This is a genomic window from Protofrankia sp. CiP1_Cm_nod2 (genome assembly GCF_920664355.1).
GTDB lineage: Bacteria > Actinomycetota > Actinomycetes > Frankiales > Frankiaceae > Protofrankia.
Window position 1 is genome coordinate 7,324 of sequence record NZ_CAKKTL010000010.1, and the last position, 12,113, is coordinate 19,436.

Below are 12,113 nucleotides of genomic sequence, written 5' to 3' on the forward strand. Positions count from 1 at the left end.
CAACAAGCAGGAGGGGGGCCGAGCCGGTGAATCTGCGTAACGGGGGGGCTGGGCAGTTCCGGGCGCCTCACCCACATCCTTCCGGCGCATGCCCGCCGGAGATTCCTTCCGCGTTGATCCCACGACACGTCGCCATCGTCATGGACGGCAACGGCCGGTGGGCGAAAATGCGTGGCCTGCCCCGGACGAAGGGCCACGAAGCCGGTGAGGACGCCCTCTTCGACTGTGTGGAGGGGGCCATCGAACTCGGCGTCCGCTGGCTGTCGGTGTACGCCTTCTCCACCGAGAACTGGAAACGGTCGCCGGACGAGGTCGCGTTCCTGATGCGTTTCACCGACGGGGTGTTCGGCCGGCGTATCGACGACATGGACACGCTCGGGGTCCGGGTCCGGTGGGCCGGGCGGCGTCCCCGGCTGTGGAGCAACGTCATCCGGCGGCTGGAGACGGCCGAGGAACGCACCCGCGGGAACGACCGTCTCACCCTGGTGATGTGCGTCAACTACGGCGGGCGGGCCGAGCTCGCCGACGCCGCCGCCGCCATCGCCCGGGACGTCCGCGACGGCCGGCTGCGGCCGGACCGCATCGACGAGGACACCCTCGCCCGCTATCTCGACGAGCCGGAGATGCCCGACGTCGACCTGCTGATCCGCACCTCCGGGGAGCAGCGGCTGAGCAACTTCCTGCTCTGGCAGGCGGCCTACGCGGAGTTCGTGTTCGTCGAACGGCTGTGGCCGGACTTCGACCGGCGGGACCTGTGGGCGGCCTGCCTGGACTTCGCCAAGCGGGACCGCCGCTATGGCGGTGTCGTCGCCCATCCCTCCGGGGTCTGATCCCGGGGCCTGATCCGGGGAGCCTGATCCCGGGGCCTGATCCGGGTGTGCCCCGGCGGTAGCCCGGCCGGGGCGGGCGGGCTGATAGAACCGTGCGGTGATTGTCGTCACCCGGCTACGGGTCCCAGCGGAAGATGCCGCTGCCTTCCGTGAGCGCGCGGAGCGGACGCTGGCCGTTCTCGCCGGTGCGCGAGGCTACCGCTCGGCCCGGCTGGGACGCGCCGTGGACGACCCGGAGCTCTGGGTCATCACATCCGAATGGGACGGGGTGGGGGCCTGGCGCCGGGCGCTGGGGGCCTTCGACGTCCGGATGGAGCTGACGCCGCTGATGGCCTACGCCGTCGACGAGCCGGGCGCGTTCGAGGTGCTGCTGGCGCATGAGGCCGCCGGCGGCCCCGTCCGCCGTGGTGGCTCCGACCTGGCGTCGGACGCCGCCACCGCCGGGCCCGGTGACAGGCCGCCGGGATGACCGGCCGGCCGCGGGCAAGACCACACCTGCGCGGTCATGATCGCCGTTTGGCCCGTACGCTGGGTGCTCGACTCCCTCGACGGCACCTGATCCTCTGCGCGGGCCGGAGACCGGGTCGAGGACCCCACCGCCCATGTCACCGTTGACACCGGGCAGAGAGGAAGGGAGCGCCCGCGTGGCCAGTGCATCCGACCGCATGGACACCATCGTCAGTCTGTGCAAGCGCCGGGGGTTGGTCTTCCCCTCGAGCGAGATCTACGGTGGCCTGCGGGCCTCGTGGGACTACGGTCCGCTCGGGGTCGAGCTGAAGAACAACGTCAAGCGCGCCTGGTGGAAGGCCATGGTCCAGGGCCGGGAGGACGTCGTCGGCCTCGACTCGTGCGTGATCCTCGCCCGCGAGGTCTGGGAGACCAGCGGCCACGTGCAGGTCTTCGTCGACCCGCTGACCGAGTGCCTGTCCTGCCACAAGCGGTTCCGCGCCGACCATCTGGAGGAGGCGTTCGAGGCCAGGCGCGGCCGGCCGCCGACGTCCCTCGGCGAGGTCGCCTGCCCGAACTGCGGCTCCCGTGGCACGTTCACCGAGCCGCGGATGTTCAACGGCCTGCTCAAGACCTACCTGGGCCCGGTCGAGGACGCCTCCGGCCTGGCCTACCTGCGCCCGGAGACGGCCCAGGGCATTTTCATCAACTACGCGAACGTCCAGGCGACGGCCCGGCGCAAGCCGCCGTTCGGGATCGGCCAGATCGGCAAGTCGTTCCGCAACGAGATCACCCCGGGCAACTTCATCTTCCGGACCCGTGAGTTCGAGCAGATGGAGATGGAGTTCTTCGTCCCGCCGGGCGAGGACGAGACCTGGCACCAGTACTGGATCGACGAGCGGACGAAGTGGTACCGCGACCTCGGCGTCCGGGCGGAGAACCTGCGTCATTTCGAGCATCCGAAGGAGAAGCTCTCCCACTACTCGAAACGGACCGTCGACATCGAGTACCGCTTCGACTTCGCCGGCCTGGAATGGGGCGAGCTGGAAGGCGTCGCTAACCGGACGGACTACGACCTGTCCGTGCACGCGAAGGCGTCCGGCGCGGACCTGACCTATTTCGAGCAGGCCACCGGCACCCGCTACACCCCCTATGTCATCGAACCCGCGGCCGGGGTGGACCGCGCCACCCTGGTGTTCCTGCTGGACGCCTACGCGGAGGACACCGCGCCCAACACCAAGGGCGGGGTGGACCGCCGGGTGGTGCTCCGGCTGGACCGGCGGCTCGCGCCGGTGAAGGCCGCGGTGCTGCCGCTGTCGCGCAACGCCGACCTGTCGCCGGTCGCCCGCGACCTGGCCGCGGCGCTGCGCCGGCACTGGAACGTCGACTTCGACGATGCCGGCGCGATCGGGCGCCGCTACCGCCGGCAGGACGAGATCGGCACACCGTTCTGCCTCACGGTCGACTTCGACTCGTTGCAGGACCAGGCGGTCACCATCCGTGAGCGCGACACCATGGCGCAGGAACGCGTCGCCATGGACCAGGTGGTCTCCTACCTCAACGCCAAGCTCGGCCCCTGCTGACGCCTCCGGCCGGGCTCCCCACCTGGGAACTGTCCAGGAAGCCAGGCCGGACGCGGCCGTGCCGACGGGATGATCACACCGTCGGGCCCGTCGGGCCGGTCGGGCCTGGCAGGTCGAGGTCTGTCGAGCCGAACCGGTCCGCGAGGAAGCGGCCGTGGGACAGCAGCCTGGCGGTGTCCCCGGCCGCCGCCGCCTCGGTGACGTCCCGTACGCCCTTCTCCAGCAGGCCCAGCTGGTCGACGACGACCTGGCGCGGGGTACGCCCGTCGTCCAGCCGGTGTGTCTCGGCGTACCGGGGCGGCAGGCCGAGATACACCTCCAGCGCGGTCGGCAGGTAGTCGTCGATGGTCCGCACGATCACGAACGTCTCGGGGGAGCCGGCACGCAGCAGGTGGGGGCGGTCGAGCACCTCCCGCAGCGCGTCGGCAACCCGCGCCGCGGCCGTGGTGATCTCGGCCGGCGCATGGGCGGCCAGGATCCGCAACTGCGCGTCGACGACCGTGCGGAGCTCGGCGACGCGCGGTCGGGCCCCGGCCGGCGCCGCCGGGCGGGCGGCCGGGGCCACCAGGGCGCCTATCGCATACAGAGCGGTGACGACGAACGGCCACTCCGGCGAGCCGGCCACGCCGGTGACGGTCAGCCCCAGTCCGCCGATCGCGCCGGTGCAGCCGGCGATGTTCTTCGGTGATCCGAGCCAGGCCAGCACCTTCCCGCGGGGCCCGCTGGTCGACGGCGGTGGCGGTGGCGGTGGGTCAGGCCGCGGCAGCCGGACCACCGTCACCGCCGTTCCCGGCCGGCGGCCTGGCTCCCCGTGATGTCGCGCATGCCCCGGTCGCGTGCGCCGGAGCCACGGTGGTCACTGATAGCCACGGATGTCCTTGAACGCCTCCGCCAGCGAGGACGCCCGCGCGTCGAACGTCGCGCCACCGGTGTCGGTGGCGATCGAACGCAGGTCGTCCGGGCGTGCCTCGCCGAAGATGACGCAGAATGTGCGGACGTCCCGGGCCTGCTGGGGGAGCTCCTGGTAGTCGGCGCGGAACTGCGCGGCTGACAGCCCGGTGTTGTTCTCGCCATCCGTCATCAGGACGATCGACGTCAGATATCCGGGATCCCGGACGATCGAGCTGGAAGCAAGATGGTAGGCGTCCGTGAGCGCGGAGTAGATGGCTGTTCCTCCTTGCACCTGTAGGCCGTCGATGTACGAGCGGACCGCGGCCAGGTCCGGTGAGGACGCCTGCGCGTCGGTCACGACGAACTCGCGGGGCCTGCCGACCGAGCTGTTGAAGAGCAGCAGAGTGATCTTCTCCCGGCCGCGGAACCGGGTGAACCGGCCGGAGAGCGAGGTGTCGCCGCCGGTGAGCCCCGCCAGCGCGGACTTCAGGCCGGCCAGGCGCTGGCCGGCCATGGAACCGGACCCGTCCAGTACGAAGATCGCGTGTGACGGCCGGCGGAAACGGTCGAAGTAGGAGCCCAGCAGCTCGTCGGCGACCGCCTGGGTGGCGGGGAAGGGCAGTTCGATCAGGCGGGCCGCGGGAAACCTCGGGTCGAGCGGCACGCCCGGGACGGCCGGGCGGCGGTTGGTGTCGGTCTGTAGCCGCCGTTGGGCCGCGGGGCTGCGCAGCCAGTTCACCACCCGGGTGTACTCGTCCCGCCGGGCCGGGTCGAGCAGGAGCATGGGGTAGTCGGCGGTGATGATGCCGTCCCTGGGATAGACGATGGTCAGCGGCTCGTGCAGCCGGCCGGAGCGCTGCAGGGACAGCAGCACCGACTCGTAGTTGATCATACCGCCGGCGTCCTGCGGGCGGGCGGCGAAGGCGTCGGCGAGCCAGCCCGAGCTGCCCGCGGTGAGCGTCTGCCCCGAGAAGAACGATGTCAGCGCGTCACCGCGGATGTCGGAGGCCCGCAGCGCGTCCGACGTTCCGGCGAGCGCGGCCGCGACACCCACCAGCGCGCTGAACCCGGAGTTGGACGCCGCCGGGTTCGTCATGGCGTACGTCAGCTCACCCGAGGCGACCTTCGCGGCAATGTCCGACCAGGTGACGTTCGGGTTGCCCGTCCAGCCGAACTTCGTGGCGAGCGAGCTCCGGACGCCGAGGACCACCGGTGATTCCATGACCGGGGTACGGGCGACGGCCGCTGTCGCGCCACCGGGCAGCAGGCGCAGGTAGCGGTCGGAGGAGAACCAGACGGCGTCCGCTCCCGAGGAATGTCCGATGATCTTCTCGGCGCCGTCGAGCGTGCCGGTGTAGGTCAGCCGCACCGTGACCCCGGTGGCCGCGCGCAGGTCGTCCAGCAGCGGTTCGACGTCGGCGACCTCCGAGCCGGCGAGTATCCGCAGCACACCCGGTCTGCCCGGGCCGGGCTCCGGCGGCGGGTCGGAGCCGGAGCCGCAGGAGGCCACGGCGAACACGGTCGCGCACGCGGCGAGAAGCCCGAACACGGCCGTGCGCAGCGAGCGCCCGCGTCTGCCGCGCGTGGGACCATGGCTGAAGGTGACGGTTCGAGTGGCCGGACCAGAGGGTGCTCCGAGTCGCGACGACGCCCTCGCGTGCGGGGAACGGGGGCGGCGGGTCACCGCCCGCCGCCGGAGATCTCCAGCTCCCCGGCCGTGGCCGAAGCGGCCTCGGCGGGAGCGGCCGCGGCGGCCCGGTCCAGGTAGGCGGCTGCCTTCCCCATCTCCTCGGACAGGGTCTCCACCGTGGTCCGCATGTTCTCCAGCGCGGCGCTGCGGTATCCGTCGATCGTGTCGATCGTGGCGTAGATGTTGGCGAACGCCTGCTGGAGGGCCTGCACCGACACGGCCGAGGACGCCGCCTGCTCGTGGATCCGGCCGGTCTGCTGCCGCAGCAGCTCCGAGGTGCCGACGATGATGCGCTCGGTCGTCTCGTTCAACGCGGAGATCTGGTCGAGCACCAGCTTCTGGTTGGCCAGCGCCTGCGCGACGATCACCGCGGTGCGCAGCGCCGCGACGGTCGTCGTGCTCGCCCGGTCCACACCCTTGATCAGTTCGAGGTTGTTGCGCCGGACCATCTCCAGCGCGAGGTAGCCCTGCGCGCTGACCGCGAGCTGGGTGAGCAGGTCCTGGTGTTTCTGCCGCACGTAGAACAGGACGTCCTCGCGCAGCGTCCGAGCCCGTTCCGGGTCGCTGGCGCTGATCCGGTCGATCCGGGTGACAAGTTCGGCGTCGAGGTTCGCGGCCAGCTGGATGTACTCGCGCAGCTGGCCCATGGTGGTCCACAGATTGTGTTTTTCCTGCTCGATCGCGGCGTTGTCCCGCCGCAGCTCCTCCTGCCCGTTCCGCAGCGCCTGCAGGATCGCGTCCAGATGGGCCTGTGACGACCGGTAGGAGGCGAAGTAGTCCCGCAGCCGGTTCCCGAACGGGATCACGCCGAGCAGTTTTTTCGGGCCCAGCAGGTTCGCCCTGGACGGATCGAGGTCGCCGACCACCCTGTGCAGCTCCACCAGGGAGGCCGACACCGACGAGGTCGCGTCGAGCGCGCCGGTGCTCATCGCCCGTGCCGGCCTGTCCAGCAGCCGGTTGGAGACCGAGGCGGACGCGCGGATCTCCTTCTCGCCCATCCGGTGCACCGCGGCGACCTTGGTGGTGAAGGCGGGGGAGGCCGGGTCGATGCCGACCAGGGCGTCGGCGAAGGCCACCGCCTGGTCGGCCAGGCGCGCGGCCGCCTGAGGGCTGATCGGGACGGCGGGCCCGGCCTGCTCGGGGGTGACCGGCGCGACGGCCGCGGGCGGCACCAGGACCAGCTGCGCGCCGGTGTCGTCCGCGGCCGCCCGCGGTGCGGGTGCCGGTGGTGCCGGTGGCGTCGGTGTCGTCGGTGTCGTCGGTGTCGTCGGTGTCGTCGGTGTCGACGGTGTCGACGGTGTCGACGGTGTCGACGGTGACAGGCTCATCAACCCGGGCCCTTCGTGTACTGCGCCTCGATCCGACTGATCATCCGTTCGGATATCTCCGCGCTCGGTGGTTCGATGACGTTGACCAGCTGCGGTACGGGGCCGCTCCCGCGTTCGGCGGCGTACTGCCGGCCGTAACCGGCGTCCGCGGTGCGGAATCCGTGCCGCACGGCGAGCCGCTGCAGTTCCGGGTCGGTCGTGAGCAGGCGCCCGACGGTGTCTCCGGCGGAGGTCAGCGGCACAACGGTGTGTTTGGCGTAGATGGTCGGACTCGGATACATCAGCAGCATGTCGTTGGTCAGCGAACCGTCCCGGGCGAGCGCGTGGGCCCGGAACTGGGCCTCGTAGACCATGACCATCGGCGTTTTCCCGATACCGATGGTCAGGAAGTCGTTGAACGGCTCCTGGGACGACGCGTCCAGATAGCCCTGTCTGAGGAAGAGGGGCGCGAGCCGGTCCGTGATCCGTTCGGCCGTTCCGGGATCGGTGACCACGTTTCCGCCATTGCTCACATAGGAGGCGATCGCCAGGTAGAGGGCGGCCGAGTTCGACGTCCGCACGTCGGTCGAGCTGATGAGGAGGGACTTGTCGGTCCGGTAGGCGTTGTTCCCGGGCAGCTGGGACCACCGGGTGCCCGCCGCCACCAGGTCGAGGTATCTGCGCATGTCGAACAGGTAGTGGTCACCTTCTCGGCTGCTGACACCCGCCGCGGTCAGCAGTTCCGCGACCGGGGCGAAGGTGGCTATCGCCATGGGCGTGAAGAAGGGCACGTAGGAGGCGCTGATCCCGCGGTCGCGCCTGATGCGGTCGGCCTGTGGGGCGTCGGCCGGGAAGGCCAGGTCGAAGCCGGACAGGTCGTGGGTGGTGGCGATCTCGCGCGAGCCGGCGGAGGTGATCTCAAGCCGGTAGCCGGCACGGCCGAGGGCGGCGACCACGTCCGGATCGGAGAAGAAGGGCTGTTTCTCCGACGAGACCAGCGCCCGGACGGTGGTCTCGTTCTTGTGCGGAGCGGGCCGGATCCGCGGGATGACGATCACGGCGAGGACGCCGATGGTGAGCAGTCCGGCAAGCGCGAGCCCGAGAACCCGGTGGCCTCGCACGGCGTCCGCCCCCTCCTTCGACGCTGTTGGTCGACGCTGTTGGTCCGCTGGTCCCTCGGCACTGGTGGTCCGAGCCCGTCGGTACGCATCATGGTCTGTCCGCCGTGACCGGCGGGTCCTGGGCAGGCGGGGTTCGATATATGTACGAATTTTGTTCACCTGTCGGACATGGTGATAATTTACCCTGTTTACCCCGTTGACATGCGTCAGATGCGAAAAAATGCTGATCAGGTGATTTTCCGGCCGGGCGGTGGGAATCCTGGTGGGTGTGGCCGGTGAACGTTCCGGATATCTCCCGGCACCGCCCGGAACCGGCTGGGCGCGGCGAACCGGGTGCCTGGTTCCCGGATAGTTCCCGGAACGTTTTTCCGGACGGCCCGTGACGGTAGGCTGCTGGCTGTCAGGGGCCGGTCCGGCGGGCTACCGGACGACTTCTCGGGACGACTTCTCGGGAGGGGAGCCGCGGATCCGTCCGGGTGACCTGCGCGAGCCGGGGTGACGTGACATGGTCGATTCGGCGGTGGTTCGCGGGAGGCGGGACACGAGGGGGCGGCCATGACCACCTATGTGTACGACTTCCACCAGGGGAACAAGGATCTCAAGGGCCTGCTCGGCGGTAAGGGCGCCAATCTCGCCGAGATGACGAACATGGGGCTTCCCGTCCCGCCCGGTTTCACGATCACCACCGTCGCCTGTCGCGAGTATCTCGCGCACGGCCGGGTGCCGGCGGCGCTGCGCGACGAGGTCGACGAGCATCTGCGCGCCCTCGAGCGGGCCATGGGCCGGCGGCTGGGCGACCCGGACGACCCGTTGCTCGTCTCGGTGCGTTCGGGCGCGAAGTTCTCCATGCCGGGGATGATGGACACCGTCCTGGACGTCGGCCTGTCGGACGCGTCCGTGCCCGGCCTGGCCAGGCAGTCCGGCTCGCCGCGCTTCGCCTGGGACTCCTACCGGCGCCTGCTGGCGATGTTCGGCAGGACCGTGCTCGGGGTGCCCGACGAGCTGTTCGACGACGCCCTGGAGGCGGTGAAGAAGGCCCGCGGGGCGGCCAGCGACCTGGAGCTCGACGAGGCCGATCTGCGGGGGCTGACGGAGACGTTCAGGACGATCGTCCGCGACCGGGCCGGCCGGGACTTCCCGCAGGACCCCCGGGAACAGCTGGACCTGGCGATCCGGGCGGTGTTCGACTCCTGGAACGGTGAACGCGCCCGCCTCTACCGCCGCCAGGAACGCATTCCCGCGGATCTCGGCACCGCGGTCAACGTGGTCGCGATGGTGTTCGGCAACCTGGGTATGGACTCGGGCACCGGCGTGGCGTTCACCCGCGATCCGGGCAACGGCGACCAGGGCGTTTACGGCGACTATCTGCAGAACGCCCAGGGGGAGGACGTCGTCGCGGGTATCCGCAACACCCTGCCGCTCACCGCGCTGGCGGACGTCGACCGGCCCGCCTACGACCAGTTGCTGTCCGTCATGGCAGCCCTTGAACGGCACTACCGCGACCTGTGCGACATCGAGTTCACCATCGAGCGCAACAAATTGTGGATGCTGCAGACGCGGGTCGGGAAACGCACCGCGGCCGCGGCCTTCCGGATCGCCGTCCAGCTCGTCGACGAGGGCCTGATCACCATGGACGAGGCGCTGGCCCGGGTCACCGGCGCCCAGCTCGCCCAGCTGATGTTCCCCCGGTTCGCCGCGGACGGGCAGGCCCGGCGGATCGCCCGGGGAATGAACGCGTCCCCCGGCGCCGCCGTCGGACAGGCCGTCTTCGACTCGCGGCGGGCCGTTCAGCTCGCCGCCGCCGGCGTCCCGGTCATCCTGGTCCGCCGGGAGACCAACCCCGACGACCTCGACGGCATGATCGCCGCACAGGGCATTCTGACCTCCCGGGGCGGGAAGACCTCCCATGCCGCGGTGGTCGCCCGCGGCATGGGCCGGACCTGCGTGTGCGGCGCCGAGGAGATCGACGTCGACACCCACCGGCGGCGGGCGGCCGCACCCGGTGGCATCGTCGTCCACGAGGGGGACGTGCTCTCGATCGACGGCTCGTCCGGCGTGGTCTACCTCGGCGAGATGCCGGTGGTGCCCTCCCCGGTCGTCGAGTACTTCGAGGGCAGGCTGCCCGCGGACGGCTCCGACCCGCTGGTCGACGCCGTCCACCGGATCATGACCCACGCGGACGCCGCCGCCCGGCTCGCGGTGCGCGCCAACGCCGACACCGCGCAGGACGCCGAGCGCGCCCGCCGCTTCGGGGCCGTCGGTATCGGGCTGTGCCGGACCGAGCACATGTTCCTCGGCGAGCGCCGGAAGCTGGTCGAACGGCTCATCCTCGCCGACGGTGACGAGGAGGCCGATGCCGCGCTGGCCGCGCTGCTGCCGTTGCAGCGCGACGACTTCGTCGAGATCTTCACGGCGATGGACGGCCGGCCCGTGACGATCCGGCTGCTCGACCCGCCGCTGCACGAGTTCCTGCCCGACCTCACCGAGCTGTCGGTGCAGGTGGGCGTCGCCGCCGCGACCGGCCGGCCCGCCGTGGACGGCGAGGCCGCGCTGCTGGCGGCGGTCCGCCGGCTGCACGAGGAGAACCCGATGCTCGGGCTGCGCGGGGTGCGGCTCGGGCTGCTCATCCCGGGGCTGGTCGCCCTGCAGGTGCGGGCGGTCGCCGAGGCCGCGGTCATCCGCCGCCGGCGGGGCGGGGACCCGCGTCCGGAGATCATGGTTCCGCTGGTGGGCGCGGTCCAGGAGCTGGAGATCGTCCGTGAGCGGGCCGAGCAGGTGCTGGCAGAGGTCGCCGCCGAGAGCGGGGTCGACGTGCCCGCGCTGATTGGCACGATGATCGAGGTGCCGAGGGCGGCGCTGACCGCCGGCCAGATCGCCGGCGCGGCGGAGTTCTTCTCCTTCGGGACGAACGACCTGACCCAGATGAGCTGGGGCTTCTCCCGTGACGACGTGGAGTCGTCGTTCTTCTCCCGTTACCTCGAGCTGGGCGTCTTCGGCGTGTCCCCGTTCGAGTCGCTGGACCGGGACGGGGTCGGCCGGCTGGTGCGGCTCGCGGCCGAGGAGGGGCGGGCGGCCCGGCCGGGGCTCAAGCTCGGTGTCTGCGGGGAGCACGGTGGCGACCCGGACTCCGTGCACTTCTTCCACCGGATCGGGCTCGACTACGTGTCGTGCTCGCCGTTCCGCCTGCCGGTCGCCCGGCTGGAGGCCGGCCGGGCCGCCATCCTCGCGGCCGGCCACCCGTCGGACACGGCCTGATCCCCGTCGGGCACGGCCTGTGATCCCCGTCGGGCACGGCCTGACCGGGCCCGACGGACGCCTGACGGGCATACCGGATGTACCGGCTGCCCGGCTGGCCGGCCGGTGTGCCCGCTGTGCGGTGGAACACCTGCCGCCCCGCGTTGATTTGGGCATACCGTGACTGCCTGTGGCTACCATCCCGCGGCCGTGGACAGCGCGGTGGCTGCACGCACGCTGGTGGGTATGGCTGCTGAGGGTGGTCGCGATCCTCGTCCTGGCCGGCGTGATGATCAGCGTTCTCACGATGATCCAGATATGGGTGGTGGGGCGTTCGGACGACCAGCGCCGGTCGGACGTCCTGATCGTGCCCGGCGCCTCCCAGTTCAACGGCCGCCCGTCCGCGGTGTTCGCGGCCCGTCTCGACCACGCGCTGGCCCTCTACCGTGCCGGTGTCGCGCCCCGGATCGTGACGGTCGGCGGCTCCCAGGCCGGTGACGTCTACACCGAGGCGCGGGCCGCGGCGAACTACCTGGCCGCCCGCGGCGTCCCGGCCACCGCCGTGGTCGTGGTGGGTGAGGGCAGGGACACCCTGGGGTCGTTGCGGGCGGTGGCAAGGAGCATGGCGGTGAACCGCTGGCGGTCCGCGGTGATCGTGACCGACCCGTGGCACTCGCTGCGCTCCCGGACCATCGCCCGTGACCTCGACATCGACGCGGTCACCTCGCCGGTCACCACCGGCCCGGCCACCCGGGGCGTCGTCACCACGCTGCGTTACATCGTCCGGGAAGGCGCCGCGTACCGCTTCTACCAGCTCTTCCACCGGGCGACCCCGGTCGGCGCCGCCCCCGCCGCACTCTGATTCACAGGCCGGCTGATTCCACAGGCCGGCGCCGTTCGGGACGGCGGAACCCGGGGTAGAGCCCCCACATGGCCGCTCGCGTGGGCGGTGCCCGCGCACGTCCGCTGGATCGCCATCCATGACGCCACCGGCTGCTTTCCAGCACTGC

At 71.2% G+C, this 12,113-nt stretch carries 9 protein-coding genes; 5 read left to right on the forward strand and 4 right to left on the reverse strand.

Annotated elements, in window-relative coordinates:
- The first annotated feature begins 26 nt into the window (after positions 1 to 26).
- The 3 genes from NBW84_RS02055 to NBW84_RS02065 all read left to right on the forward strand — a co-directional run bounded on the left by NBW84_RS02055 (position 27) and on the right by NBW84_RS02065 (position 2,860).
- Positions 27 to 830, forward strand: a complete 804-nt coding sequence (locus NBW84_RS02055) for an isoprenyl transferase (RefSeq protein WP_250281210.1) — start codon at positions 27 to 29, stop codon at positions 828 to 830.
- A gap of 97 nt (positions 831 to 927) precedes the next feature.
- Positions 928 to 1,299, forward strand: coding sequence for an antibiotic biosynthesis monooxygenase family protein (locus NBW84_RS02060; RefSeq protein ID WP_250281163.1), 372 nt, complete (start codon positions 928 to 930; stop codon positions 1,297 to 1,299).
- 133 nt (positions 1,300 to 1,432) lie between these two features.
- Positions 1,433 to 2,860 (forward strand): glycine--tRNA ligase, encoded by a 1,428-nt coding sequence (locus tag NBW84_RS02065; protein ID WP_445548313.1) that lies wholly within the window; start codon positions 1,433 to 1,435, stop codon positions 2,858 to 2,860.
- Positions 2,861 to 2,933: 73 nt separating this feature from the next.
- On the opposite strand, the gene NBW84_RS02070 is transcribed toward NBW84_RS02065, so the two are convergent.
- The 4 genes from NBW84_RS02070 to NBW84_RS02085 form a co-directional block, all read right to left on the reverse strand.
- Positions 2,934 to 3,641 carry a hypothetical protein gene (locus tag NBW84_RS02070; protein ID WP_250281165.1) on the reverse strand — a complete coding sequence of 236 codons (708 nt, stop codon included), beginning with the start codon at positions 3,639 to 3,641 and terminating at the stop codon, positions 2,934 to 2,936.
- A gap of 75 nt (positions 3,642 to 3,716) precedes the next feature.
- Positions 3,717 to 5,300 carry a substrate-binding domain-containing protein gene (locus NBW84_RS02075; RefSeq protein WP_250281167.1) on the reverse strand — a complete coding sequence of 528 codons (1,584 nt, stop codon included), beginning with the start codon at positions 5,298 to 5,300 and terminating at the stop codon, positions 3,717 to 3,719.
- 131 nt (positions 5,301 to 5,431) lie between these two features.
- Positions 5,432 to 6,769, reverse strand: a complete 1,338-nt coding sequence (locus NBW84_RS02080; RefSeq protein WP_250281169.1) for a toxic anion resistance protein — start codon at positions 6,767 to 6,769, stop codon at positions 5,432 to 5,434.
- Complete coding sequence (locus NBW84_RS02085) at positions 6,769 to 7,869, reverse strand: hypothetical protein (RefSeq protein WP_250281170.1); 1,101 nt, start codon at positions 7,867 to 7,869, stop codon at positions 6,769 to 6,771. Before NBW84_RS02085 ends, NBW84_RS02080 begins: the two co-directional genes overlap by 1 nt.
- A gap of 555 nt (positions 7,870 to 8,424) precedes the next feature.
- Between NBW84_RS02085 and ppdK the strand changes: the two genes are divergently transcribed.
- Entirely contained in the window at positions 8,425 to 11,124 is a 2,700-nt protein-coding gene (gene ppdK / locus NBW84_RS02090; RefSeq protein WP_250281171.1) for a pyruvate, phosphate dikinase, read from the forward strand.
- 169 nt (positions 11,125 to 11,293) lie between these two features.
- Positions 11,294 to 11,965: a YdcF family protein gene (locus NBW84_RS02095; protein ID WP_250281172.1), complete on the forward strand. Its 672-nt coding sequence runs from the start codon at positions 11,294 to 11,296 to the stop codon at positions 11,963 to 11,965.
- The last annotated feature ends 148 nt before the right edge of the window (positions 11,966 to 12,113 follow it).